General features: G+C 60.8%; 20 protein-coding genes, 1 tRNA gene and 2 pseudogenes. 9 read left to right on the top strand and 14 right to left on the bottom strand.

Features of this window, described 5'->3' with window-relative positions:
- Nucleotides 1-135: 135 nt before the first annotated feature.
- Genes NKI19_RS30655 through NKI19_RS30630 form a run of 6 tightly spaced genes read right to left on the bottom strand, consistent with a single transcriptional unit; the run spans nt 136 to nt 6,086 of the window.
- Nucleotides 136-1,002, bottom strand: a complete 867-nt coding sequence (locus tag NKI19_RS30655; RefSeq protein ID WP_352566287.1) for an RDD family protein — start codon at nt 1,000-1,002, stop codon at nt 136-138.
- Nucleotides 989-2,020: a stage II sporulation protein M gene (locus NKI19_RS30650; protein ID WP_352566289.1), complete on the bottom strand. Its 1,032-nt coding sequence runs from the start codon at nt 2,018-2,020 to the stop codon at nt 989-991. Before NKI19_RS30650 ends, NKI19_RS30655 begins: the two co-directional genes overlap by 14 nt.
- The gene (locus tag NKI19_RS30645; protein WP_352566291.1) at nt 2,017-3,321 is read right to left on the bottom strand and encodes a DUF58 domain-containing protein; all 1,305 of its coding nucleotides are present in this window, start codon (nt 3,319-3,321) and stop codon (nt 2,017-2,019) included. The genes NKI19_RS30650 and NKI19_RS30645 overlap by 4 nt, the downstream gene beginning before the upstream one ends.
- Entirely contained in the window at nt 3,318-4,274 is a 957-nt protein-coding gene (locus NKI19_RS30640; protein ID WP_352566293.1) for an AAA family ATPase, read from the bottom strand. Before NKI19_RS30640 ends, NKI19_RS30645 begins: the two co-directional genes overlap by 4 nt.
- The gene (locus NKI19_RS30635; RefSeq protein WP_352566295.1) at nt 4,261-5,457 is read right to left on the bottom strand and encodes a DUF4350 domain-containing protein; all 1,197 of its coding nucleotides are present in this window, start codon (nt 5,455-5,457) and stop codon (nt 4,261-4,263) included. The genes NKI19_RS30640 and NKI19_RS30635 overlap by 14 nt, the downstream gene beginning before the upstream one ends.
- A complete protein-coding gene (locus NKI19_RS30630) occupies nt 5,454-6,086 on the bottom strand; it encodes a DUF4129 domain-containing protein (protein WP_352566297.1) in 633 nt (210 codons plus the stop codon). The genes NKI19_RS30635 and NKI19_RS30630 overlap by 4 nt, the downstream gene beginning before the upstream one ends.
- 144 nt (nt 6,087-6,230) lie before the next feature.
- On the opposite strand from NKI19_RS30630, the gene NKI19_RS30625 reads away from it, so the two are divergent.
- Entirely contained in the window at nt 6,231-6,995 is a 765-nt protein-coding gene (locus tag NKI19_RS30625; RefSeq protein ID WP_352566299.1) for a hypothetical protein, read from the top strand.
- A 62-nt stretch (nt 6,996-7,057) separates the two neighbouring features.
- Here NKI19_RS30625 and NKI19_RS30620 read toward each other — a convergent pair whose 3' ends face one another.
- From NKI19_RS30620 to NKI19_RS30600, 5 genes and pseudogenes are all read right to left on the bottom strand, one after another.
- Nucleotides 7,058-7,330 (bottom strand): hypothetical protein, encoded by a 273-nt coding sequence (locus tag NKI19_RS30620; RefSeq protein ID WP_352566305.1) that lies wholly within the window; start codon nt 7,328-7,330, stop codon nt 7,058-7,060.
- Nucleotides 7,331-7,367: 37 nt separating this feature from the next.
- Nucleotides 7,368-7,838, bottom strand: a pseudogene (locus NKI19_RS30615) (N-formylglutamate amidohydrolase); the annotation flags it as partial.
- Nucleotides 7,838-9,157 carry a type I glutamate--ammonia ligase gene (locus NKI19_RS30610; protein ID WP_352566301.1) on the bottom strand — a complete coding sequence of 440 codons (1,320 nt, stop codon included), beginning with the start codon at nt 9,155-9,157 and terminating at the stop codon, nt 7,838-7,840. The gene NKI19_RS30610 and the pseudogene NKI19_RS30615, both read right to left, overlap by 1 nt.
- Nucleotides 9,154-9,801: a cysteine hydrolase family protein gene (locus NKI19_RS30605; protein WP_352492972.1), complete on the bottom strand. Its 648-nt coding sequence runs from the start codon at nt 9,799-9,801 to the stop codon at nt 9,154-9,156. Before NKI19_RS30605 ends, NKI19_RS30610 begins: the two co-directional genes overlap by 4 nt.
- Nucleotides 9,802-10,001: 200 nt before the next feature.
- The gene (locus tag NKI19_RS30600; RefSeq protein ID WP_352492971.1) at nt 10,002-10,631 is read right to left on the bottom strand and encodes a hypothetical protein; all 630 of its coding nucleotides are present in this window, start codon (nt 10,629-10,631) and stop codon (nt 10,002-10,004) included.
- A 621-nt stretch (nt 10,632-11,252) separates the two neighbouring features.
- Here NKI19_RS30600 and NKI19_RS30595 point away from each other — a divergent pair.
- Nucleotides 11,253-11,894, top strand: coding sequence for a peroxiredoxin-like family protein (locus NKI19_RS30595; RefSeq protein ID WP_352566303.1), 642 nt, complete (start codon nt 11,253-11,255; stop codon nt 11,892-11,894).
- Nucleotides 11,895-12,158: 264 nt separating this feature from the next.
- Here the strand turns inward: NKI19_RS30595 and NKI19_RS32945 are convergent.
- Nucleotides 12,159-12,263 (bottom strand): annotated as a pseudogene (locus NKI19_RS32945) (cysteine hydrolase); the annotation flags it as partial.
- Nucleotides 12,264-12,418: 155 nt separating this feature from the next.
- Here NKI19_RS32945 and NKI19_RS30590 point away from each other — a divergent pair.
- The 5 genes from NKI19_RS30590 (at nt 12,419) to NKI19_RS30570 (ending at nt 19,798) form a co-directional block, all read left to right on the top strand.
- Nucleotides 12,419-13,141, top strand: a complete 723-nt coding sequence (locus NKI19_RS30590; protein WP_352492970.1) for a LuxR family transcriptional regulator — start codon at nt 12,419-12,421, stop codon at nt 13,139-13,141.
- A gap of 84 nt (nt 13,142-13,225) precedes the next feature.
- On the top strand, nt 13,226-13,885 hold the full coding sequence (locus tag NKI19_RS30585) for an acyl-homoserine-lactone synthase (RefSeq protein ID WP_352566304.1): 660 nt from the start codon (nt 13,226-13,228) through the stop codon (nt 13,883-13,885).
- 1,530 nt (nt 13,886-15,415) lie between these two features.
- A complete protein-coding gene (locus NKI19_RS30580) occupies nt 15,416-16,783 on the top strand; it encodes a hypothetical protein (protein WP_352492968.1) in 1,368 nt (455 codons plus the stop codon).
- Nucleotides 16,784-16,896: 113 nt separating this feature from the next.
- Nucleotides 16,897-18,555: a vanadium-dependent haloperoxidase gene (locus tag NKI19_RS30575; RefSeq protein WP_352492967.1), complete on the top strand. Its 1,659-nt coding sequence runs from the start codon at nt 16,897-16,899 to the stop codon at nt 18,553-18,555.
- Nucleotides 18,556-18,862: 307 nt separating this feature from the next.
- Nucleotides 18,863-19,798 (top strand): ferritin-like domain-containing protein, encoded by a 936-nt coding sequence (locus NKI19_RS30570; RefSeq protein WP_352492966.1) that lies wholly within the window; start codon nt 18,863-18,865, stop codon nt 19,796-19,798.
- Nucleotides 19,799-19,856: 58 nt separating this feature from the next.
- Here the strand turns inward: NKI19_RS30570 and NKI19_RS30565 are convergent.
- Together NKI19_RS30565 and NKI19_RS30560 are read right to left on the bottom strand one after the other, a co-directional pair.
- Nucleotides 19,857-19,930 (bottom strand) — tRNA-Gln (locus tag NKI19_RS30565).
- A gap of 117 nt (nt 19,931-20,047) precedes the next feature.
- Nucleotides 20,048-20,980 carry a lysylphosphatidylglycerol synthase domain-containing protein gene (locus NKI19_RS30560; RefSeq protein WP_352493599.1) on the bottom strand — a complete coding sequence of 311 codons (933 nt, stop codon included), beginning with the start codon at nt 20,978-20,980 and terminating at the stop codon, nt 20,048-20,050.
- Nucleotides 20,981-21,277: 297 nt separating this feature from the next.
- On the opposite strand from NKI19_RS30560, the gene NKI19_RS30555 reads away from it, so the two are divergent.
- On the top strand, nt 21,278-22,669 hold the full coding sequence (locus NKI19_RS30555; RefSeq protein WP_352493598.1) for a Ppx/GppA phosphatase family protein: 1,392 nt from the start codon (nt 21,278-21,280) through the stop codon (nt 22,667-22,669).
- Nucleotides 22,666-23,361: an RlmE family RNA methyltransferase gene (locus NKI19_RS30550; protein ID WP_352493597.1), complete on the top strand. Its 696-nt coding sequence runs from the start codon at nt 22,666-22,668 to the stop codon at nt 23,359-23,361. Before NKI19_RS30555 ends, NKI19_RS30550 begins: the two co-directional genes overlap by 4 nt.
- Nucleotides 23,362-23,472 lie beyond the last annotated feature (111 nt).

Genomic DNA, 23,472 nt, shown 5'->3' with positions numbered 1-23,472 from the left:
TTGGCAGCGTTGCGGAATAGCCGCTCGCGCCGCGGCATCTCCCCTTCTCCCCGTCACTATACGGGGAGAAGGTGCCGGCAGGCGGATGAGGGGCAGCACCGACGCTTCTCGCTAGGTGGGCCTGTTCGGCAACTGCTACCGCGCGTGCTTGTCGGCCCTGCGGTTGCCCAGCAGGAGCTTGCGTTCGAGATGCGCCCGCAACTCCCCGTAATATGCCGTCAGGAACGCGCGTGCGTCATGGGCTTGTGGTGCCGCGCCGATCTTGCGTCCGATCGTTTCGGCCACTGTCCGCAGGGCGAAATAGTCGTCGCGGCGCAGCACCTCCTCCAGCTTGTGGAGTTCGGCAATTCCGTAGGCGTCGAGCTGGGCATGGCTGAACCGGAAAGCGCCGGCCGCCGGATCCTGCCGGGCCGACAAATCTTCCAGCAAGGCGCGCTTCGGTACCTCGACCACCCAGGTCCCCGCCAACAGGTCGCCGATCCGCATGCGGTCTCGATTGAACAGCGGGAACAAGGCAAACAGCAGCGTCCACACCAGTCCGAACACCGTCGTCAGTGTGTCGGCGAGGTCAGTCCCGCTGCGTCCGGCGATGATCGACAGCGGCAGGAACACCTCGATCTCGCGCATCAGGTTGCGGGCGATCACCTGGTCGATCGTCAGGCCGTCGCCGCTGCGCGACGCGACCCGGATGCCAACGATCCGCTTGCCGGGCGTAGACGCGCGCCGGCCCGCTTCGAAGACGATGAAGTAGGCGTTGCGCAGAAAGAAGATCAGGATGATCCAGACGACGAAGAGCGGCTGAAATCCCTCGCTGCCAAGGCCTCCCACCCCGAATAGCGCGACGATAGAGATCACGATTGCAGCCACGGCGATGAACACGATGTCGAGTAGGAAGGCGGAGGCCCGCGTGCCGGCGTCGGCGAGCCTAATCCGGAGATCGACGCCTTCGGGCGTGATCAGCGGCCGTATAGCCGCGAAGGCGGCGCGTTTAACGATCGCCATGCCGCACCGCCCGGAACAGATAGAAGTAACCGATCCACAGCACCAGCATGCCACCGCCAATGGCGTAGCGCGTGACGTCGCTGGTGATGGTCTGCCTGCCAATGCCCTCGAGCAGCCCGGCAAACAGCAGCATGACCGAGACCCCGACCATGGCATTTGCGGCGATGCGTCCGGCGCGAGCCGCTGCCGCCATGCGTGTCAATTCGCCGGGAAAGGCGATGCTGGTGCCGATGCGCATGCCGGCTGCGCCGGCCAAAGAGATTGCGAACAATTCGGTGGTGCCGTGGATGGCCAGCCACCCGCCAAGCTCCATGCCAAGCCCTTTGGACCAATAGACCTGGAACAACGCCCCGATCATGCAGCCGTTGAACAGCATCAGCAGTACCGTCGGCACCGCGAAGGCGAAGCCAAGGGCGAAGGCCAGGATTGCGACCTGGACGTTGTGCGTGAACAGATAGGCGGCAAAGCCTGAGAGAAAGCCATTGTCGCCATCATAAAGCATGCCGCGCAGCAGTTCGGCCGAGGTGTCGGGGCCGCGGCCTCCTGCCAGGCCGGGCGGGATGATCGCGTCGAACCAGCTCTTGTCGGATGCCACCAGCCAGGCGCCCGCACCAATGCCGATCACCATCAGCGCGACCGACGCCAATGTTTCGCGCCACAGGTCGCGAATGGCTTCGGGCCAGTCGTGCAGGAAGAAATCGGCGAGGCGCTGCCGCAGCCCGCGACGCGCGCCGTAGAGATAGAAATAACCGCGCAGCGACAGCGCTTCGAGATAGCCGACCAGCGCGTTGTCGAGCGAGGTCGCCCGTGCCACGGAAAGAGAAGACAGCGCCGATCGGTAGAGCAGGGGCAGCGACAGCAGCTCCTCTTCGGAAAGCGTCCGCGGCGCACGCTTCTCGACACGCGCCAGCAATGCTTCGAATGCTTTCCAGTCGGCCTCGCGTTCGCGGCGGAAGCTGGCCAGCGACTGGCGTACCGCATCGCCACGCACCGCATTGCCGGCTACCGGCGCCGTCACAGCAAATCCTCCTGCTTGAACTGCAGATAGCGCTCGACCAGCGCAGGACCCAGCCGGTTGTGGTCGGCTTCGATCACATGGGCGCCGAGCAGGCGCAGCCGGCCGATGACGACCTGCCTTTCGCGCAAGAGCCCTCCGGCGACAACCGCGCGGGCAACGTCCTCGCCGGAGCGTGGCGGCATGTCGGCCAGGCCCTCCAGCTCGGTGTCCTTCATCATCATGAACAGCACGAGATGCCGTTCGGTGAGCCGGCCCACGGTGCGCAGCATCAATTCCGCGCTGATCGGATCGACGAAATCGGTGAAGATGATGACCAGCGAGCGGCGGTCAAGCCTCGCCGCCAGCGTAGTCAACGCCAGCGTGAAGTTGGTCTCTTCGCTGGAATAGTCGATCTCGGCGGCCCGTTTCTGGATCATCGCAAAGCTGGCGGGGCCGCGTACCGCCCCGTTTGAAACGCGCGGCCTTGCATCGAAGCCGAACAGGCTGACCATGTCGCCGCCCTTCAGCGCGATGAATGCCGACAGCAAGGCGGCCGTCACCGCCCGGTCCACCTTCGGCACACCGTCGACCGGCTCGCACATCAGGCGTCCGCTATCGATGGCCAGCACGATGTTGTTGTTCTCCTCGACGCGGAACTCGCGCGCCAAAAGCTTGCCGTGGCGGGCGCTGCGCTTCCAGTCGATCATGCGCCGGCCCATGCCCGGCTGGTAATCCTTGAGCGCGTCGAACTCGCGGCCTTGACCGGCGCGGCGCTGCGCATGGCCTTCGGCAAGCGCCGCATGTTGCAGCAGGGTGATCGCCTCGCCGCGGGCGCTGCTGACGTCGGGCAGCACCGCAACCTTGCTTTCCACCGGTAGCACCACCTGGTTCCAGACCAGCCCGAATGGCCCGCGCCAGCGCACCCAGAGACGGTCGAAGCTGGCGACGCCGCGCCGCAGCGCCTGGAAGCGGAGGTCGAGCGAACCTCCGGCGGTTGGAAGCAAGGCGCCGCCGCTGCCGCTCACCGGCGCCAGACGCGCATCGTACCCGACGCGAGCCTCCGCTGCGCGCGGTCCCGAGTGACGGGCGGCGATTTGCACGCCGAACTCGCCGCCGACACCGACCTGCTGCGGCGCATCGATGCTGGCATTCAGCGATGCCCGCCCGCGTCCGGCCGCGGCATCCACCGCCAGGAAGGCAAGCAGCAGGCAGCTCCACAGCAATCCCAGATACCAGAACGACGGCAGTGCCAGCGCGACCAGGAAGGCCGGCACGGCGCCGGCCGCCGCTGCCCATACCGCTCGGCCGCCGGGATAGATCAACGTGGTGCTTCCGTCTGGTCGACCAGGTCGGAGACGATCTGCTCGACCAGACGGCCATCGATCTGGGCGGCAGGCGAAAGGATGACGCGATGACGCAGCGCCGGCACTGCCAGCGCCTTGACGTCGTCGGGGATCACGTAGGCGCGTCCGTCCAGTGCCGCCCTGGCACGCGCCGCCCGCGCCAGCATGGCGCCCGCGCGGGGGCTGGCTCCGACTTCCAAATCGGCATTTTCGCGCGTAGCCCGAACCAGCGCCGCTATGTAGCCGACGACATCGTCGACGAGGGTGACGGAGCCGACGACTTCAAGGGCCTCCTGCAGCGTCTCGCGGTTAGTCTGTGCCTTGATGCCATATTGCGCGATGTCGTGCGAGGCGGAGCCGCCGCCGTGATGGACGATGATGGCCCGTTCTTCCTCGGGGCCGGGATAGCTGACGCGGTGCTTGAACAGGAAGCGGTCGAGCTGCGCCTCGGGCAGTGGGTAGACGCCCTGGTGCTCGATCGGATTCTGGGTCGCGACGACCATGAAATTGCGACCGAGCGAATGCGTGGTGCCGTCGAACGTGACCGCATGCTCCTGCATCGCCTCGAGCAGTGCGGCTTGCGTCTTCGGCGGCGTGCGGTTGATTTCGTCGGCAAGCAGGAGATCGCAGAAGATCGGACCGCGCGTCAGCGTGAACTGCCCGGTCTGGAAGTTGTAGATGTTCGAGCCGACGATATCGCCGGGCATCAGGTCCGGCGTGAACTGGATCCGCCCGTAGGCGATCCCAAGCGCCTGGGCGAAGCAGCGTGCGGTCATGGTCTTGGCCGTGCCGGGCGGACCTTCGAGCAGGATATGCCCGCCCGCAAACAAGGCGGTCAGCATCAGGTCGACCGTATCGCGCTGCCCGGTAATCGCCTTGGCCACTTCTTCCCTGATCCGTGTCGCCAGGGCCTTCACATCATCGACGTTCACCGAGCCTCCTTGCCGTCCAGTCGTGCAGCTGTTCTGCTGCCTGTTGCATCTGCGTCAGGTTCTTCGCCTCGCCGGCGGCTTGCGAGCGCATCGTGAAGCCGCCAGCTTGCTCCTTATCGCGAGAGTCGAGCCAGTGGTCGAGCGCTTTGCCTTGCAGTCCTTGCGGTGCCCCGAGCAGCGCGCCGGCGCGCACCCGCATCAAGGCCGCATAGCGGCCTCCCAGCTCGTCCAGCCGGCCGGCGCGCCGCATGAGCATCGCTGTCGTATCCACCAGCGCACGCTTGCCGAAGGCAATCGCACGCTGGTCGGCGCGCGGCGGGCCGAACCGGCCGAGGCCGTGCAGGAATGCCAGCACGGCGGCGGTCAGGATCGTCAGTGTCAGTGCCAGGAACGGCGGCTCGACCAGAAGCTTGGCAAGATCGTACTTTCGCCCTGCGCCGTGCAGCGTCAGATCGAACATCACCGGGCCGTCGTCGGGCTGGAGCAAGGCAATCAGCCCGAGCGCGGCTGCAGCCTTTTCGGGATCCTTGAGGGCGGCGTTGTTGATCAGGTCGGGGTCGGTCAGGATATAGAACGGCTTGTCGTCTAGTTCGGTAAGCACAGCCTTGTCATTGCCGGCCGCGATGAGAGGGTACTTGTCGGCCACCCACTGCAATTCTTCGGGTGCGGCAACCATGTTGCCTTCGATGTCCAGTTGCTTTGCCGTGCTCTGGCCGGCACCGATCTTTGCATCGGCTATCCGGCCAAGCCATTCGTTCACCACCGAACCGGGCAATCGCCCGAATTTCATGTTCCAGCCTTCATGCCCCTGGAGCGGCAGGATCTGCCATTTGGGCAGCACGAAGAGTGTGTTCTGGTCCTGGCGAAGGTTGAGGATGCGGTCGAGAGCCTCCGGATCGCCGTCGGGCGAGATGGTGACGATCAGCAGCATGTCGGTGCCGAGATCGTCCTCGGTCCGCGCCATCAAGGGCGCTTCGCCGGTGAGCCGCAGCCATTCCGCCAGGCCGTAGCCGACGCCGCTTTTCGACAGCGGCGTGGCGCCGCCATTGCCGGGTTGCCGGAAATCGGGGGCATAGGTGGACAGCAGGAAGAAACCGGCTGCCGCAAGCAGGCTGGCGAAAATCCCCCAAAACAGTGTCTTTCGATTGAACGGCTCCTGTGCCTCGACCGCCGGTGCACTCACGTCCAGGCATCCCGGAAGGCGAGCCGTTCATAGGCGCCGCGTGCTTGCCGCCAGCCTTCAGCGCCGACCGGCCGGCGCGCGAACAGCGCCGCCTCGACAATGCGGGCGATCTCGGTAAACGCATGGCGTGCCCTTCCCGGCAGGGAAGGGGCATTGGCGATGTCGCGCGCGGTGAGCGATGGGCGCAGGAAGTCCGGCAGCCGGCCGGCAATATCGGCGACGCTGCGCCGAAGCAAAAGGTGAACCGCCTCGTCATAGTCGCCGCGTGCGGCCAGCGCATCCGCTTGCGACAGCAGGATCTGCGCGGCGCCGGCGTCGGGGCGCCAGGTTTCTTCGTCTTCGACTTCGGGCCGAGCGCGCTGCCACGGCAGCCGCCAGGCGATGCCTTTCACCTCGAGGAAGACCAAAAGCAGGATGATTGCGACGCCCGATATCACTGCCCCCCAGAACAGATAGATCATGTAGGGGCCGAGCCACGACAAAAAATCCTGCAGCGGCTTCAGCCACTCGGGCGGCTTCGGCGGCACATAGGCCGGCAGGTCGAACTGGATCGACGCATCGGCGATCAGCTGCTTGTGCAGATTGGTCAGCCGTTCGGCTTCCGCTGTGCCTGGCTGTGCCAACGCCACCCGCTCCCCTGCAACCTGTGGTTCCCAGCCGACACTGACAATGCAGCGGAACAATTGCAAGTGGGCTGGACGGCGACCGCCAATCTTGGCAGATTTACCAGCGGGGCCGCCAGCCATGTGGCGGTGAGGCAGGGGGAAAGCATCATGACATCAGTGACACTGGAACGGCCGAACAAATTTCGCATCGGCAGGGTTTTCAACGACAGCTTCGCTGTCATCAGCCGCAATCCAGTGCTTTGCCTCGGATTGGCAATGCTGTTCTCAGGCTTGCCTACGCTCCTTTACCAGCTTTGGATTTGGAAGTGGGCGACCCACGTCGAGGCTGGCGTTCCGGAGTTCTCAGCCCAACGAATCACTGCCACGATCGTTGGCGTCTTGGTTTCCATGACACTGTCGGCAATCCTGCAGGCGGCGCTGGTGCGTGCCGCGATCGAGGATCTGAACGGCAAGCGACCATTGATTGGCGATTGCCTCAAGACGGCAATCTCCCTCCTGCTGCCGGTAATAGGCATCGCGCTGCTGGTGAGCCTCGGCGCCGCCGCCGGCGCGATGCTTCTGCTCGTTCCCGGCATCATATTGTGGCTTCGTTGGTCTGTCGCTGTGCCTGTTTTGGTTCAGGAAAGACTGGGGGTCTTCGGCAGCATGAAACGTAGCCGGGAACTTACCAAAGGAAGCCGCTGGGCTCTGTTCGGATTCTGGATTGTCCTGTTCATAGCTGTGGTGCTGATCCAGGCTGTGCTCAGCCGTGCGATCATGGTCTTTGGCCTAACCACCGGCATATTTCTTGGCGCCCTGGTGACAGCGATCGTATCCATTGTGACGTCGATCGCCCCGGCAGTCAGCTATGTCGAGCTGCGCCAGGTCAAGGAAGGCACCAGCGTCGAAGACTTGGCGGAAATCTTCTCCTGAGGACGGGTGGAGGCTTTTCGCCGACGGCTCGGCTCTCGCGTTGCTCGAGCAGCCGAGCTTGGTCACAACGCCTTTGTCTGCTGCGCCGGCAACGCTGCGGCCAGCCGCTTCGCCCATTCCTCGATGCCGGAGCGGCCCGCCAGCAAATCCTGCCTGATCTCGATGAGGATTGCGGGAATGCCGCGATCGTCGCCATGGACCGGTATGGCGTAGTCGCCGTCGCGGCTGATCACGTAGGGCTCGTTTGCCGCGGCGTTGAGCGCACTGTCGGCGCGCAGGCCGGCAAGCACTGCCTGGCCGAAAATCGACTGCCCGATCGTAAAGCACGCCGGCATGCCAGGGCCTGCCAACACCGAGGTAGACCGGCGTGAAGGAGTGGATCGTCGCGATCCGCGTCCGTCTGCTCTGCTTCGCCCGGTCGTCGAGATGAGCGGCGACGCGGTCATGAAACGGCGCGAACATGATTTCGGCACGCCGGCTTCGCTCCTCCGGATCGAGGCCGACATTGCCGGGGATGCCGGTGTCCTCCGATAGCGCCGGAATGCTGCCGCTGGAACCAAGCGGCCGGTTCAGATCGATCAAAAGCCGCGAATAGGAGCTGAGGAAAGCCGGAGCATCGAGCAGCTTCGACAGAGCGCGGGTCACCTCGGCGGCGCCGGTATCCCAGGCGATATGGCGCTGCAAATGGCTGCTGTCGAGACCGAGCCGCGCATACTCGGCCGGGATGTGATTGGATGCGTGCTCGCATATCAGAACGATATCGGAACGGCCCGTTTCGTTTATCGCTTCGACCGCTAGGGGCCAACCTTCAGGTTGGATGGCGTTGGCAACCGGCTCAGCCATCAGTACAGCGTCCGGTAGAGGTCGCAGACAGCCACTGGATCAAGCCCGGCGAGGCGCTCGGTCTCATGCCGCTTGAGGCCGACAAAAGTCTCGACGAACACCGACGCGAACCATCCGGTCACGGTATTGTCGGCGACCAGCGCGTCGAGTGCCGCAGGCAGCGTTTCCGGCAGCCGCACGAGCCCTAGCTTCTTGCGCTCGGCAACGCTCATCTGCGTCGGGTCGCCAGCGACCAGCGGCGGCGCCGGCAGCTTGGCCTTCAGCCCCTCCAGCCCGGCGCGCACGATTGCCGCCAGCGACAAATAGGGATTGCCGGTGGCGTCCGCCGCCCGGTATTCGATGTTGTACTGCCGCGCCGGATCGCGCCCGCCGATTGTCACCATCGGGCAGATGCGCAGGCTCGCCTCGCGGTCGCGGTCGGCAAGCCAGGTGTAGGACGAGCTCCAGCTATGCGGCTTCAGCCGGTAGTAGGACGACACGCTCGCCGCCGTCATGGCGGTGATGCCGGGCAGGTGGCGCAGCACGCCGGCACAGAACGAAGCGGCCCGACTGGAAAGGCCGCCCGGCTGGGCCGGGTCGTAGGTCACCGGCTTGCCGGCCTCGTCGACGAAACTGAAATGGATGTGGACGCCGTTGCCGACGGCATCGGGAGCGATCTTGGGCGCGAAGCTCGCCCGCCACCCGGCAGTCCGCGCGACTTCGCGTGTGATCTCGCGGATGGCGACTGCGCGATCGGCCGCGGCAAGCGCATCGGCTGGCTCGCATGTCACCTCGAATTGGTCGGTGCCGAATTCGGCGATCACCACTTCGGGCGCGACACCGGCTTCCGCCAGCGCCGCCATCAGGTTGGCGGCAAACGGGTCGGTGCGGCGCAGTGCTGCCAACGACATCGAATGAGCCGGGCCAAAGTCGCCCTCGATGTGGAATTCATGCTCGAAGGCGGCGATGACGGAAAGTCCGGTCGCCGCCTTCAACTGCGCCAGCGCATCGCTCAGCATAGTCCGCGTGCAGCCGAGCCACGGGCTGCCGTCGAGTTCGACGATGTTGCCGGCGACCATGTCGAACGGCGTCGGCGATCCGGTCAGCGCCGTGCGGAACCGTGCGTTGAGATCGGGAACGAGCCGCACATCGCCTGACGAGCCCCAGGGATTGGGGTCGACGATCGAATTGAACGGCGTCAGCGACAGGTTGGCCTGCAGCCAGCCGACACCGGTCGCAGCGATCTTCTGCAGCCTGCTTTCGACGACGGAGCGACCGCGCGTGATCGCCGAAAGGTCGGTGGTGACGACGGCAACGAGCGGTTCGACGGTCGACGTCATGCAGTTTTTCCCAAAGCTTCGAAACGGGTAGTAACGATGGCGGTATCGGCGACCCAGCAGTAGCCGCCGAACGCCTCGAGCGCGCCGTCATGGCGCTCCTGCGAGGCGGCAGCGCAAGCGTCGGACACGCAGGTGACGAGGTAACCGCGATCGGCGGCATCGCGCACCGCCATGTCGACGCACTGGTCGGTCATGATGCCGGCGACGATCAGGTAACGCACGCCGAGGTTTTTCAGGACATAGTCGATGTTGGTCGAGTTGAAGACGCCCGACGACGTCTTTGGCAGCATGATCTCGTCGCCGACCGGCGCCAGCGACGGCACCGGCAGACCCTCCGGCCGGCTCGGCGCGATATGGATCGGCGTCAGCTTGTGGTCGAGCGACCGGTCGCGGCCGTCCTCGGTCAGGCTCTGGATAATGGTATGAATCACCTCGACGCCGTTGGCCCGCGCCGCCGCCAGCAGGCGCTCCTGGTTGGGGATCGTCTGCGACGCCGTCTGCCGGTAGAAATAATGGTCGGGACCACGCTCCGGATGCGCCGGATCGGCGCCGGGCTCCAGCCAGACCCGTTGCATGTCGACCAAGAGCAACGCGGTTTCGCCGGCCCGGAACGGCTCGTTTCGTTTCGGCAGTGCTGGCGTCATGCTTGGTCCTGCTTTGCTGATCAAAGTCGTTCGGTCATCTTGCTGCGTCGTTTCCCGCAGTGTGACCTGTTCAGCATAAAGCGCGACAGTCGTAAACGCTGTTAGGCGTGTCGAGACCTGGACGCGGGCCTGCCTGAACTTTGTGTCCGGCGTCTGATTGGGGTAACTTGGGAGATCCAGACGAACGGATACATTTTGCGTCAAACGCCGTTACGAACCCGTTCCGAATTGGTCAGGGCTTCGCCGAGGCGACCTACTGCTTGTTTCAGTGCCTTTTCCGCGGACTCCGTTAGCGATTTTGCGCCGCCCTCGCAGAGAACACCGGCATCGCCTTGTGCATTCCCCTGACCCTCCACGGTTGAACCGAGCAATCGACCGTTTCGACCATCAACAATTATCGAAGCAACAAGGTCGACATCAGTTTCTATGCCGGCAGACCAAAAACCCGGTACGACCCGCAGTCGAGCGTTTAACTCTTCGCCTTTGACCACGATCATGCCACGGCTCTTGCGCTCCGCGAGGCCAGCGGCATCGACTGGTTGATCGACGATCTCAAGTTCTGCGACCAGAGTTTCCAGCGTCTTGCGGACAGATCCAGAGAAACCGCTTCGCATATCGATCGGGTAGCTGTGAGCAGCGCAATTTAGATCCGAAGGCTTGATCGATCTATTTAGCACGGTCGAGTCTATAAACAGCAGATATTTTCCAGGAAGCTTTTCGCCGTAGCTCGAATAAACGTTGTAAGCGGCCATTGGCATCGGCTCGGCTTTATATTGGCATCCGGCAAGCGCAAACGCGGCCGCAAGAACGGCCAGCTTTCTGTATTTCATCCCCAGCCCTCCCAAGGCAGAGGGACCATCGCGTAAGATCAGTGCAGACGCAAGTATCGATAAGGTCTTAGGAAAAATTTGACGAGGCATCGACTTTCTGGCTCGCGGGTGCCTCCCCGGTCGTGAACGTCAGCACGAAAGCCACCCTATAGTTCTACGTGCGAACGGCGGCTATGCGCCTCATGTCGGCCGTAGAGGTGATCTTCGCTGTTGCCTGATAGCGGACGTTGCCGGCGACCACCTTGGACATCGTTGTTGCGCCATTTCCAGACATTCCCGACGGTTTTCAGGAGCGGACCTTCGCCTATCGTCCGGAACCGACCCGTTGACGACGTTGGGCGTTGCGGACTTGAACCGCCAAATCGAGGTCGGGAATCTGACCTTCAGCGCAAGGGCATTCGGGGGTGCGCTCGCGTGAGGTCATTCACCACATTTGGCGGCGACCCGCAGATGCTTTTTCGTGTTATAATGGGCTTGCAACGTGCGTAATCTCGACCTCGGCAATATGGCAGAGGTCGAAAGCTATTGCCTTGGCACAGGAAGCTTTCGCCCCCGCACTTGATCGCCTCCGAAACGTGGGTGTGCTGCTTTCCCTGAGTGACCGGGGCGAGGAGGTTGTCCATGTCCACGAGTAGTGTTGACCGCCCGCTGCAGCCGGGCGACCGGGCACCGAATGTTGTGCTCAATGCGATCTCACGCGAAGGCAAGATCGCGCTTGATGATTTTCGAGGCCGTAGCCCGTTGTTGATCGGTTTGTTCCGAGGCCTGCACTGTCCGTTCTGCCGGCGCCATGTCGCGGCGATGGCGCAACTCAAGCCGGCCCTGCGTGATAAAGGCGTCGAATGCCTGGCGGTGGTCAATACGCCGGTCGAGCGGGCGCGGCTCTATTTCCGTTACCACCCGGCACCCGATCTTCTCGCCGCATCCGACCCGGAGCGCGCCTCGCACCGTGCTTTCGGCTTGCGCGAGGTCGGGATGGACACGGTCATGGCGATACCGTTCCATCTTCCGGGCGAGTTGCCCGAGCCTATGGACGTCATGGCAATGAATGAATTTCTTAACAAGAAGGAAGGATATGAGATTACGGAAGCCGACCAGCAGGCGATGGCTTCCAGCCAGGCGCAGCTTGTCGGTCAGTTCCTAATCGACCGGGCGGGCATCGTACGCTGGAACTTCACTGAAGTTCTGGAGGATGGCCTCAACACCTTCAGAGCGCTGAATCCCGAGGAATTGATGTCGGCAGCTTCCCAAGTTGCACATTAATAGCTTCGGAAATGGGCTGCTGAAAACTCGCTCGACGGCCACCGTCCTGTGGTGATTCTTTGGATTTAACAATCATCGAAATGCTCAGCACGGGAGGCTAAGGTCTGCCCGTGGGCTTCGTAGCGGACCGCTCCGACGCTAGAGTGAGCAAGCCGCATAGGCGCGGCGACGTCCGCTCCATGAACAGGCTATCCTGCGGTGTCAGACGCGGTACAAGCGACTCGAAGACCGCCTTCGTATCGACAATGCTTTCTATGATCGCATGTCGACGCACTGGTTGGTCATGATGCCGGCGACGATCAGGTAACGCACGCCGAGGTTTTTCAGGACATAGTCGATGTTGGTCGAGTTGAAGACGCCCGACGACGCGTCATGCTTGGGGTCCTGTGTTGCTGATCACAATCCGGCTGATTTAGCTGATTTTGGTCCGTGCGTCCTGCGTGGCGGACACACTTATTGGGAGTATTCGAAGTTGCTAATTTGAGTTAAACTTTGTTTTCGGGCGTGGTGACGGGGTCTCTGTCATGATCGATTCAGACGTGTTCGACTTTGTCGAACGCTGTAGGAAACATACAGCTACCGGGCCGCTGCTGAGCGACCTTCTTGATACCGTGAGGAATCTCGGCTTCGAGCACCTTATCCTGAGCGGTGTGCCGCTCAGTGGCCAGAAACTTGCGCCGATGGTTGAACTGAATGGCTGGCCGGCCGGCTGGTTCGAGCGCTATGTCGAGGCCGAACACGCCGCCGTCGATGGTGTTTGCATCTACTCGGCAAAGACCCTGAAGCCGTTCCTTTGGTCCGAAGTTCCGGCAAAGTGGTCGGATACGGAAGGTTCACGACGCGTCGCCGGCGAGGCAACGGAGTTCGGCATCTGTAGCGGCTTCGCTGTGCCGATGCTCAGCATTCACCATTGGCAATCCGTGCTGTCGTTTGCCTCGTCCGCGAAGTCCTGCACCCTTTCGCCGCGCCATCAAGTGCAACTGGTGACCATGGCGGTCTATGCAGGCATGTCGATCCAGGCCTTGGCGGATGACAATGATGACGATGAAGGCATGCTGACCGACCGGGAAAAAGAGGTGCTGCTCTGGGCCGCAGCCGGCAAGACCTCGTCGGAGACATCCCAAATCCTCGGCCTGACCGAGCGAACGGTCAAATGGCACTCCACACGAGCCAGGGAAGCGTTTGGGGTTGCAACGACCACGCAGGCGGTCGTCGAAGCGGTGCGCCGGCGCCTGATCCACCCCTAAACGCGTCAACTGTCCCATCGGACAGGTGACGTACATTAGCGAGGCTGCAAATATCCCCCGCGACAACGATCGGGGGATCGCGCCATGATAACGGCCCACGTAGTCAATGCGCATAACAAGCATCTCTACCAAAACGAATTCGACGAATTTCTGCGCCGCCGGCACGATTTCTTCGTGCATCAAAAACGCTGGCGCCCTCCGAGCCCGGATGGTCGCGAACTGGATCAATTCGATACAGACGCGGCGACATACCTGCTGGGCATTGAAGACGATCGCGTAGTGACTTCGGCTCGATTGATCCCAACGAGCGAGCCGCACATGGTCTCGGAGGTCTTTTCTCACATGTGCGAAAAATCGGGCGTCCCAAGGCGTCCCGATTGGGCCGAATGGACCCGCACATTCGTCGTTCCCGACAAGCGAACTGCCGGACTGAGGGGCACGCTGACGCAGCTGTGCTGCGCGGTGATGGAATACGCTCTCGACGAGGGCCTCAGCGCCGTCGGCGGCGTCCAGGAAACCTACTTCATGCCCCACCACGGCGCCCTCAAATGGCGCGCCGAGCCGATGGGCATGGCCAGGGAAGAAAACGGCGAATGGTACATCGTCGCGTATATCGAGGTGAACGAGGCGGCGCTCGCGAGTGTTCGGAGGATACTTGGGATTGAGCAGAGTCTGCTGGTGAGGCGGGGCGCGCAGGTGCCGTTCATCGAAAGCAACAAAGTCCTGTGGCGCGCACCAGCCTAGAGCGGTCGCCGTGTCGCGCGGTTGGGCCTTAGGAAAATACATCTCGACGTTTACTTTGGGAGGAAAGCAAGATGAAATCGATATCGATTTTTCTCATTGTAATATCCTCGCTCCTCATGTCCGGTCCCGGTCATGCTCAAACATCTCAACCTACGCCGGAGATGGTGGATCTTATGGGAAAGTTAGAAGTCGAGTGGGATAAGTTGAGAACGGGAGGGAAAAGTGGCGATTTCCAGCCGCAATGTTCGTCCGGAACTGGCTGTGAGAGAGCTTGTGAGTCTGGAAAGAGTTGCAGCTGTAGCTCCTCTGGAGGCAGTTGTTCATGCAGCGAGTGCAAATAGCCAGGCTCAAGCCGGGCGCCTGCGTCGATGACGCACCGACGCTCGGCCGGATTACGGCAACGGTGCACTTCCTTCGCCCGCCCTGCCTCGTTTTCCGGGTTTTGCGGCTTTGGCGATTTGCCCGGCGGATGCTCGGCCCACGGGTGAATCGAAAACCGCGACATCGGCGACGCGGCAATACTAGATGTGCAGTTCTTGAGGATAGTCTTCGGGGGTGAAAACATTTCCGGAGTACGGTGTTGGGGGATGCGGCAGACCGGGAACGCGGCAAAAGTAAACCATGCGCCGGGGTGACATGGTAAAAAGTGCACTGTCACCGTAATTCAGGGAAGAAAACGGCGAGTGGTACATCGTCGCGTATATCGAGGTGAACGAGGCGGGACTGGCGAGTGTGCGGAAGATACTGGGGATTGAGCATTCGTTGCTGGTGAGGAAGGGGGAGGCAATTGCATTTTGCTGAAAGAAATTCCGTGCCGGCCGCTACATGAAATATGAACAGAAAAGAAGTGTCGTGTCCGCAGAATAACTGAAGCAATTAAAAAAAATTACACTAGGAGGGAAAAATGGAAGTATTCAAACTTAGCGTGCAGGTCGACGGGCGTTCCATACAAAGTATTGTGAAAAAGGGCGTCTTAGCTACCATGGAGACTGGAAAGCGCACAGAAATAGCTCTCAGGCCTGAAAATCGCCTCTGTATCATGGTTCAGACTCGTGGTGAGACTCCGGTAGCATGGGTCCAAGTATCCAAGTTTAATGGCAGCGTCTTCGAGGTGAAAGCCGAGGGTTGGCTGGGCGATGATGATCAGAAAACTAGCACCCTAGGGGGACAAGGCGCGGCTCCCCAGGGCTTCATCTCGAAAGCGTCGCCTAAAGAGGCAGAAGCCAGGTTGAAAGATGGCTTTGGCACGCTTGCCTGCTGCACTTCTTACGGGAACGGTTGCTATGTCACATGCTGCAATAGCTGCTGCTCCGACTCCACCGCCTGTCCGGGTGCAAGTTGCTGCTCATAGGTGACTAGTTCAAAATACAAATCAGGCGATGAATTCGCGGAGTATCGCTAAAGCTGAAATTTGCCCACAGCGTCAGGTCGTTTGTATGCGCTATTTCTGAGCGATAGTTCCTTGCGATCTGGCCCTAGTATACACACATTGGCGTGCCGGATTACGTCGGCAAATGGGAGATCGGCAAAATGAGTCAGTATCTCTGTAGTTTTGGCGTATCCGTAACTCTACTTACAATCGTTATGACGACGCCAGTTCGCGCGGACGACGATACCTGCATGCTGGGAACCACGTGCTTGTCCGTAAATGACGACGGCACTTTGGCAACCGGCCCAGGCCCCAACATAGCTCAATGCTCCGGAGATTTTCCTGATTTTATTGCCCCTCTATCGATGCTGGAGAATAGCAAGGAACGGTTCAGGCTGTCACAAAGCTATCCCAAAACTATCCCGGCAATGGACGCGCCTTGGCTTGCAATTAAATTCGATAGTAACCAAGAAGAGGGAACGAAATATCTCTATGCACTTCGAAATTATGCATTTGACGGCATGATAGACGCTGACTTTGAACCCGCCAAGAACAAGGTGCGACAATGGTTTCACATGCCCCTGATGAATTTTGGTCCGGGTCGCAGGGAGCCGCTGCATGGTCTCACGTCAGAGCGGCCGGTTACGGGTCCCGAATTGGGACTTAAGCCCGGCATAACAATCCACAACTATGCTATCGGCTTTTACAACGCAGTTGGTGCCTATACGATAGGGCAAGTGTGGAAAAGCGGAACGTCACCTGATCTCAAGAAGTCGCAGTTTGAGGATGGTGCCATGGCGTTCAAAATCCTATTCACTGACGCCAAACCAGATGACTTTTCGGTCTCCGATATACTTGCTGGCGCACCGTCGTGGGAAATTGCCACCAAGTCAGGCCGAACCACCGTACGGTTACTTCAAATGGACGTTGCAGCGGCAGACTCGCACTCGCCAACAGGTTGGGTGTTCGGCACATTCGCCTACGATAAGGATGCTGCCGACAGTTCGGCATGGCGAAAGCTTAGAGCCGTTGGGCTATCCTGGGGGAACGACTTCGGCTTCACTCCTGGCGACTCCGTTGCAGGAAGATTGCTCAAAGAAACCTTCATTTCTGCCGAGATTCCTTCCTACTCGAAGATTCATTTGGGTTGGGCGGGTCGTGCAAATGGACCGGTCGACAACCCGGTATCCGGATGCCTAAGCTGTCACGGAACTGCGCAATTTCCGGTGGGGGCACAAATTACATTCTCAAGCGCTGCATTGGGCAATAAGTGCGACACCGATGAAAAGAAAATGCAGTGGTTTCGAAATTTCACAGGAGACGTCCCATTCGGTGAAATAGACACGTCAACCTGTATGTTGCAATCATCCAGTGCAGGGCTGATCGCTCTCGATTTCTCGCTTCAGATGCAGGTGGCGGTCCAGTCACTACTGCAGTATCACGACAGTAACCCTTGCAACTTAACGGCGAAGTTGGAGACAGTTCCGATGACGGCAGATGAGCAAAACGCGCCGCGGGTGCAAAGATAGTCTGTATACTGAAGGTGACGGGGTTTGCAGATTGACAACTCAATGCGCAATTTTATCCGATTTCCTGACGCATTTTGCCTGTAACTTAATGCATGCTGTGGGAGGGAAGGTCTATGACTGAGTTGAATCGGCGTAGTGCGATCTTGTTGGGTTTATCTGCCACTGCTGGCGCTGCCATGTCGTCCCAGGTCGCCGCGCAATCACAAAACGATGACGTTGAACCAAATGACTTGTTAGAGACGGAATCGAATGTGTTCGCTGCGGACAACCGAAATGCTGTGGAATACTGGAATGATGTAGCCCTTGAGCTGAACGCAAATGATCATACGATTGAGGTCGGTCAAGCCCGCGCGCCAGGACCAGTCGCTTCGGCCAGAGCTTTGGGATTGATCCATACGGTCCTCGCAGATGCTGTGGCTCACTCATATCCCGATCCACTTTACAAGCCGTTTCTATACACCGTCGGCCTTAAGGAGAAACCGTCATCACCAGCAGCGTTCGTGGGAGGCGCGTGCGCGGCGATTATGTCCCATATCTACCAGGGGCCCGAACACGAGACGTTCATAAGGATGAGGAGGGCCGAATTTCTTAGGCGAGTCGGTCTTAGAAACCGCAAGTCGTGGCAACTTGGCCAGGTTTTCGGGAGCGATCCTGTTTTCAAAGACAAGTGGGACTGGACTGACATATGGAAGCGCATAAACAACAAGGAATATAACTACAACCCTGGTCCTCAACAACACACATTCGACCCGTTCAATCCAAACCAAGGTTACTACGGTCACAGCTGGGGTGTCGAACCGAAACCGTTGGCTCTGACGTCAGATGAAGTAACGAAGAAGATTGCGCAGGGTGGCTGCGCTCCGGCCGATCCTCCAGCGATCGGAACTCCAGATTACGAAAGAGATGCAGACGATGTCCGGCTCGTCGGTGAACTGCGAGGCGGGATTGAGAACCCGCAGAGAACACGTGAGCAAATCGTCCCAGGCTTATTCTGGGCGTATGATGCCCCGCCGTTTATTGGCACGCCGCCCAGACTTTATAATCAGTTCGTTCGCCAAGTTGCAACGCAGGATAAATTTGGTCCGCGTCGCCTGGCTCGACTTCTTGCTCTGTGCAACTTGGCGATGTCAGATGCGGGCAATGTGGCATGGCACGCGAAATATTTGCACAAGGTGTGGCGTCCCGTCAGAGGGTTGAATCCTGATCTGCCGAGGCAGCCTAAGAAGGAGGATATCAAATGGGTGCCACATGGTTCGCCAAAAACCAATCGGTCCGACTTTGCCTTCAATACGCCTTTTACGGGCGATGCGGAGTTGCAAAGCTTCGTATCAGTGTCACTTGAGGGCCAGGAGACTGCTCAGAGCCTCTTAAGTGGATCTAGCAAGGCGGACGAGCCGGTTCCTGACGATCGTTATAGAGCTGCCGCGTTCACACCCAACTTCCCGGCCTATCCATCTGGACACGCAACGTTTGGAACAGCGTGTCTAGTGATGCTGCGCAAAGTCAGAGGGGAGAGCTTGAAGGATCCAGATTGGATTGGACTCGATCAGTTTCCGTCCGATGAACTCGATGGCATTGCTGTGGACAACTTTGACCCGGACCTTCGTGCACGTCGGACCGATGATTTTCGTGACATCGAGAAGGCGATTGATGACAACAACCACAGCAGAGTTTTGCTTGGTGTTCACTGGCAGTTCGACGCTGCGGGCGGTAAGGAGGCTGGCGAGAAAATTGCCGAAGCCGTCTATGGACGGGCCTATCGCAAGTCGTAGACCGAAGCTCGGATGCGACGGCGACTACGGCGACAGTGCACTATTTTCTTCGCCGCCTGCCTCGTTTTCCGGGTTTACGACGTTGCCGATTTGCCCGGCGATGCTCGGCCCATGGGGCATCGATAAACGCCACATCGGCGACGCGGCAATACGTCTTCGGACGTGAAAACACCTTGGCTCCCCGTACGGCGCCGGGGATGCGGCAGACCTGGAACGCGGGCAGGGTGCACCATGCTGCTGCGGCGGCGACATGATAAAAAATGCACTGTCACCATAATTCGGGGGGCATCGGGCATGGAGATAATTAATGAAAAATATTGAGCAATATGTAAGAACAGGAATTTCTACTCTAGAAGAGCTGCAGGCCGCATTGAAGGTTGCCATGCAGCTAGAGTTTTCTACAATCCCACCCTATCTTTGCGCTGAGTGGTCGATCAAAACTGATCATGACGGTGTTCGGGGCATGATTCACGATATTGTTATACAAGAAATGTACCACTTCGCGTTGGCGGGTAACATGCTCACAGCAATTGGCGGCGCAGTTGATGTCGCGAACGCCATGTTTATTCCGAGCTACCCTACAGATGAGTTGCCGGGCGGTATTCCACAGGTGCTGCCGGTCGACCTCCACCCGCTATCAATGGATCAGTTGGCGGTATTCATGCAGATCGAATATCCCGAATTTCCGCCTGTTGCGCTGGGAAAGTCGACCGGTCCGGCGACAATTGGTGAATTTTATGATGCAATAGCTAGTGGTTTTTCGTCCCTGAATCCTACCTTTGATCCGAATGCCTTTTTTGTCGACGTGCCTGATGCGAGCCCGATCAGAAGTGCCGCCGACGCGCAGCTTGCGATTGCGAGAATTAAGGGCGAGGGAGAAGGGACGCCAGGCTCGCCTGACCAGCCTCCCGATGATGCAATGCTATTGGCGCACTATTACGTGTTCAAACAGATATTCCTTGGGAAAGGTCTCATTCGGGACTCATCTGGGAAATGGACTTTCAGCGGCCCTAATATCATGCTTCCCGAAAGCTATAATTTCAGCCAATCTAAGGCCGATGCAGCAATGTCGGCCGCCTTCAATCAGGCCCTGACGGAACTGCTGATTGGGCTTCAGGAATGTTGGACCGCCGGTACGGAGCCCGACGTTGGCGCTATGGGCCAATTGGGGAGACTTGGCCGGACTCTGATAAAAGCGGGGATTCGCCCAGATTTTCTTTGGGACTCCTCTACGGCCACGTGAGCGGACGCGAGGCCCTAACGATTGCGCGGTCCGCAAGGCTCACCCATAAATAAAGAGATGGCTGGGGAACCTGGATTCGAACCAGGACTAACGGAGTCAGAGTCCGTGGGTCTACCGTTAACCTATTCCCCAGCAGGCGCGGCTGTTGAAACCGCGCGGCAGGGCGACGATGTCGCCGCGCGTGCCTTGTAGCCGCCGCCGGAAAATAGTCAACCCTGTGTCTGGGTTCAATTGCTGGCTTCCGGCGCTTCAACTCTCGCTCCGGCTGAATTGCGAGCGCTCGAAATACAGCACCACGCCGAGCGCGATCAGCAGCGGGATGATCAGGTAGAACAGCCGGAATACCAGCAGCGCCGCCAGCACGCCGACCTGGTCCATGTGCGACAGGCCGGCGAGGAACACCACCTCGAAGACGCCGAGCCCGCCCGGCGCATGCGAGATCTGCGCGATCGAGAACGACACCAGGAAGACGCCGAGCACGACGAAATAGCCGGGATTGCCGGTAGCGGGCAGGGCGAAGAAGATGATCGCCGCCGCCGCCAGCAGCTCGATCGGGCCGACCAGCAATTGCCGCGCCACGATCGGCAGCGCCGGGTAGTGCAGCTGAAAGCTGCCGATCCTCAGCGGCCTCAGATGCAGCCAGCTGCCGAAGATATAGGCCGCCACCACGAGCAGCATGGCGAGCCCTGCGGCTTGCGACAGCTTGTGATGCGGCGTGCCGGAAAACCGGTCGATCACCTCGGGCTCGAGCAGCAGGACGATGCTTGACACGAACAGCGTCGACAGCACGAAGGTGATCCAGCAGATCGCCACCAGAATGCCGACATCCTGTCCGGTCAGGCCCTTGGTGCCGTAGGCGCGGTAGCGGATCACTGCGCCGGAAAATACCGAGCCGCCGATATTGTGCGACAGCGCATAGGTCGTGAACGAGCAGAAGGTGACAAACAGCCACGAGACTCGTCTGCCGATATGCAGAAGTGCGATGTGGTCGTAGCCGGCGAGCGAGGCATAGGCGATGACCGAGCTCAGCGCCGCCAGCACCCAGCCGCGCGCCGGGATGGCGATTATGCCGGCCCAGACGTCGTCGAGCGAGATGCCGCGCAATTCGTGCAGCAACAGCCACAGCGAGAACACCACCGCGGCGATGCCGATGACGGGCCAGAAATAGCGCCTCCAGTTCATGGCCTGACGATCATGCGTTGCAGCCCGTACCCGTTTTTCCGGTTCGCAGCAGGAAAACCGCCCGCGGTCCCGAATGTTTCACCCCTCCATTTCAGAAATGCCTCATTGAAGCCGGCTATTCAACCGGGAAGGCGCGCCATCATCCGCCGAGGGTAGGGCGAGACAATGCCGCCGGCAAAATTCGCCGCGAGCACTCTTGGTGATCCGGCCCGGCGCTGATAGTCTGGCCGCAACTTGAACATGTAAAAGCGCCTGCTGCGTCCGGTCTCGGTTCGCGCGGCGCCGGAAGGAACGACAGTGGAAGACCACGAAGCCGGCGCTGGCGCGCCGGAAGTGGGCGTGTCCAGGGGTTCGCCGACGCCGTCCGGCCAGGCAAGCCCATCCGCCGGACGCTACGGCCGTCAGGTGCAGCCGCGGTCCGGCAATGGACAGGCTGGCGACACGTCCCACGATCATAAGGGTCAGAACGGCCCGCATCAGAACGGCAAACCCAAGAAGCGGCGCAAGCGCCGGCGCGGGCGCAAGGTTTTCGCACGCGACGAGGCTCGTCCGGCGACAACAGGCGCTTCGGTGCCTGCCGCCGACGAGACCCCGGCCGCGCGCCCGCCCCAGCCAGCGGCTTACGCGCCTCCGCCCTCAGCCCCGGCAATGGCGCCAAGGCCGGGGCAAGGTGCCCGCACGCCGCCACCGCTGCAGGAATTGCCGGTATTTGCCGCGCTCGATCTCGGCACCAACAATTGCCGCCTGCTGGTCGCGGTGCCGACGCGTCATGGCCAGTTCCGCGTCATCGATGCCTTCTCGCGCATCGTCAGGCTGGGCGAGGGCCTTACCGCCAATGGCCGGCTCGGCGACGCCGCAATGGACCGCGCGGTCGAGGCGCTGAAGATTTGCGGTGACAAATTGCGCAACCGCAAGGTCAGGAAGGCCAGGCTGATCGCCACCGAGGCCTGCCGGACCGCCGCCAACGGCGTCGAGTTCCTCGAGCGTGTCGAGCGCGAGGCCGGCCTGAAGCTCGAGATCATCGACCGCCAGACCGAGGCGCGGCTGGCGGTGTCGGGCTGCGGCTCGCTGGTCGAGCGCGACACGCAAGGCGTCGTGCTGTTCGACATCGGCGGCGGCTCTTCCGAAATCGCGCTGATCGACCTCACCGGCCAGCGCTCGCCAAGGCTTGCCAACCATATCGTCTCGTGGACCTCGCTGCCAGTCGGCGTCGTCTCGCTGGCCGAGCGTTTTGGCGGCCGCACGGTAACGCGCGAGATCTTTGGCGCCATGGTCGAGGATGTCGCAATGCGGCTGCGTGCCTTCGACGGGCGCGACCGGCTGAGCCATCTCCTGTCCAGCCCGAAATTCCATTTGCTCGGCACCTCGGGCACGGTGACGACGCTGGCCGGCGTCCACCTCGATCTCGAACGCTACGACCGCCGCCGCGTCGATGGGCTGTGGATGGATCGCGACAGCGTCGATCGCATGGTCGAAAAGCTGGTCGGCTGGAATTTCCAGCAGCGCGTCGCCAACCCTTGCATCGGCGCCGACCGGGCCGACCTGGTTCTGGCCGGCTGCGCCATATTGGAGGCGATCCGTGCCGTCTGGCCGTCGGAGCGGCTGCGTGTCGCCGACCGCGGCCTGCGCGAGGGCATATTGAGCGAATTGATGGCCGATGACGGCGTCTGGCGGCGAGGCCGGCAATGACCAAGAAACCGGAAAGACCGAGCTCCGCCGGCATTCGCGTGCTGAAGACGAAGATCAAGAAGAAAAGCGGCTTGAAGGAATCGTCGCGCCGCTGGCTGCAGCGCCACATCAACGATCCTTATGTCCAGCGTTCGAAGGCAGACGGCTATCGCTCGCGCGCCGCCTACAAGCTGATCGAGATCGACGACAAGCACCATTTGCTCAAGCCCGGCATGAAGGTGATCGACCTTGGTGCGGCACCCGGCGGCTGGTGCCAGGTCGCCGCCGCACGCACGAAATCTACCGCGCAACACCCGAACGTCGTCGGCATCGACTATCTCGAGATGGACGCGGTGCCGGGCGCGCCGGTGCTGCTGATGGATTTCCTCGATCCGCAGGCGCCGGAGAAGCTGGCCGAGACGCTGGGCGGGCCGCCGGATATCGTGCTTTCCGACATGGCCGCGCCCACCACCGGCCACAAGCGGACCGACCACATCCGCACCATGCATCTGTGCGAGGTGGCGGCCGATTTCGCGCTGTCGGTATTGAAGCCGGGCGGGCATTTCCTCGCCAAGACGTTTCAGGGCGGCGCCGAGAACGAATTGCTGGCGAGGCTGAAGCGGAATTTCCGCTCAGTCCATCACGTCAAGCCGCCGGCCTCGCGCGACGAATCGGTGGAGCTATATCTGCTGGCGAAAGATTTTAAGGGCTAGCGCGCTTTCCTTCTCCCCTTGTGAGGCCTTTGCACAGAATCTGATTGGTGATTCTGTAGTGTTGGTCGCTACGGGAGATTCGCGGATGGTTGATCGTGTGCTTGGTCAATT

It is taken from the genome of Mesorhizobium sp. M0751, from assembly GCF_040320265.1.
Lineage (GTDB): Bacteria > Pseudomonadota > Alphaproteobacteria > Rhizobiales > Rhizobiaceae > Mesorhizobium.
The sequence above is the reverse complement of the archived record's forward strand: the minus strand, read 5'-3'. Positions and strand labels throughout refer to the sequence as shown.

What these genes read in the sequence shown, in the direction of transcription:
- NKI19_RS30655 (WP_352566287.1), bottom strand. Translation starts at nt 1,002, where the DNA reads ATGGCGATCGTTAAACGCGCCGCCTTCGCGGCTATACGGCCGCTGATC.
- NKI19_RS30625 (WP_352566299.1), top strand. Translation starts at nt 6,231, where the DNA reads ATGACATCAGTGACACTGGAACGGCCGAACAAATTTCGCATCGGCAGG.
- NKI19_RS30620 (WP_352566305.1), bottom strand. Translation starts at nt 7,330, where the DNA reads ATGCCGGCGTGCTTTACGATCGGGCAGTCGATTTTCGGCCAGGCAGTG.
- NKI19_RS30610 (WP_352566301.1), bottom strand. Translation starts at nt 9,157, where the DNA reads ATGACGTCGACCGTCGAACCGCTCGTTGCCGTCGTCACCACCGACCTT.
- NKI19_RS30605 (WP_352492972.1), bottom strand. Translation starts at nt 9,801, where the DNA reads ATGACGCCAGCACTGCCGAAACGAAACGAGCCGTTCCGGGCCGGCGAA.
- NKI19_RS30600 (WP_352492971.1), bottom strand. Translation starts at nt 10,631, where the DNA reads ATGAAATACAGAAAGCTGGCCGTTCTTGCGGCCGCGTTTGCGCTTGCC.
- NKI19_RS30595 (WP_352566303.1), top strand. Translation starts at nt 11,253, where the DNA reads ATGTCCACGAGTAGTGTTGACCGCCCGCTGCAGCCGGGCGACCGGGCA.
- NKI19_RS30590 (WP_352492970.1), top strand. Translation starts at nt 12,419, where the DNA reads ATGATCGATTCAGACGTGTTCGACTTTGTCGAACGCTGTAGGAAACAT.
- NKI19_RS30585 (WP_352566304.1), top strand. Translation starts at nt 13,226, where the DNA reads ATGATAACGGCCCACGTAGTCAATGCGCATAACAAGCATCTCTACCAA.
- NKI19_RS30580 (WP_352492968.1), top strand. Translation starts at nt 15,416, where the DNA reads ATGAGTCAGTATCTCTGTAGTTTTGGCGTATCCGTAACTCTACTTACA.
- NKI19_RS30575 (WP_352492967.1), top strand. Translation starts at nt 16,897, where the DNA reads ATGACTGAGTTGAATCGGCGTAGTGCGATCTTGTTGGGTTTATCTGCC.
- NKI19_RS30570 (WP_352492966.1), top strand. Translation starts at nt 18,863, where the DNA reads ATGAAAAATATTGAGCAATATGTAAGAACAGGAATTTCTACTCTAGAA.
- NKI19_RS30560 (WP_352493599.1), bottom strand. Translation starts at nt 20,980, where the DNA reads ATGAACTGGAGGCGCTATTTCTGGCCCGTCATCGGCATCGCCGCGGTG.
- NKI19_RS30550 (WP_352493597.1), top strand. Translation starts at nt 22,666, where the DNA reads ATGACCAAGAAACCGGAAAGACCGAGCTCCGCCGGCATTCGCGTGCTG.